Source organism: Acinetobacter sp. 228, from assembly GCF_048147885.1.
Window position 1 is genome coordinate 1 of the sequence record NZ_JAYWYV010000320.1, and the last position, 1,294, is coordinate 1,294.

The 1,294-nt window shown below is 43.8% G+C and carries 2 protein-coding genes; one reads left to right on the top strand and one right to left on the bottom strand.

The window, feature by feature from the left end:
• A partial coding sequence (locus VXQ92_RS18595) for an START domain-containing protein (protein WP_416682801.1) occupies positions 1-503 on the top strand: 503 nt, incomplete at its 5' end.
• A gap of 40 nt (positions 504-543) precedes the next feature.
• Here the strand turns inward: VXQ92_RS18595 and VXQ92_RS18600 are convergent.
• Positions 544-1,294: MFS transporter (locus VXQ92_RS18600; RefSeq protein ID WP_416682802.1), on the bottom strand; the 751-nt coding region annotated here is incomplete at its 5' end.

Genomic DNA, 1,294 nt, shown 5'->3' on the forward strand with positions numbered 1-1,294 from the left:
ATAAAGCGGAAACAACGTTTGATGTACCTCTTGAACGCGCTGTGGCGGTGATTTTAGATGTAGATCGTGCGGCTCAATGGGTGCCTTATATGGGCAAGGTCCAAATGCTTTCTCAGGATGAAAAGAAAGGCGAATTTACTTTATATATGGTGTTAGATTTTCCTTTTCCGCTAAAAGATCGCGATGTAGTGGTTAAAGGAAAAATGAGTAAAGCAGCCAATGGCCTAATTACTATTAAAAATACGGCAGTTAATAGTAACTATCCTATACAACCCGATGTCGTGCGCCTAACACGCTATGAAGGGGACTGGACATTTCAGAAACTTGCCAATAATAAAGTCAAAGTCACCACTAGTGGCTATGCTGATCCAGCGGGTGCAATTCCGTTGAGCTTCGTCAATATGTTTGTTCAACAGCAACCTTATCAGATGCTGCTTAAAATGAAACGGGAAGTAATGAACCCGATTTATGAGCAACCTAAGTTGCCGGAAATTTTAAAATAAATAAGCTAAAAAAAGCGCCTGATCTCAGGCGCTTTTTTTATTAGTCTGAACACTGTTGTAAGGTTTGAGCGGGGCTGCTTTCTCGTTTGATTTGGAATAAAACCAATAACAAACCTAATCCCGCCAGTAAGGCACCCGCAAAAGATACTGCACTATAACCCCAACCTAAATCGAGTACTAACGCACCTGCAGCAGCGCCTACTGCATTACCTAGGTTAAACGCACCGATATTTACTGAAGAGGCAAGCCCTGGAGCTTCATGAGCGACTGACATGACACGCATTTGTAATGGTGGTACTAAAGCAAAGGTTGCTGCACCCCATATCACCAACGCAATGGCTGCTCCAATCTGGCTTTGAGCAAGAATTGGGAAAGTCACCATCATCACAATCAACAGTACCAAGAAACCAATCAGAGTTTTATTGATAGATAAGTCTGCAAAACGGCCACCTAAATGGTTACCAATCGAGAAGCCGACACCGATCAACACCAACATGAACGTAATGAAGGTTGGTGAAGCATGCGTAAACTCAGTCAAACTTGGCGCAATATAGGTGTAGAGCGTAAACATTGCACCTGCACCGAGTACGGTAGTGAGTAATGCAAGAACCACAGGGGTACGCGTTAATACTTTTAACTCGGCCTTCACGTTTGGTTTTTGGGCAACCATACCTTGCGGTAATGCTTTCCACAAAGCGAGCATAGTAATGATGCCGAGCACGGAAATCGCAAGGAAAGACATACGCCAGCCAATGTTTTGCCCAACCCATGTTGCTAAAGGCACACCACCA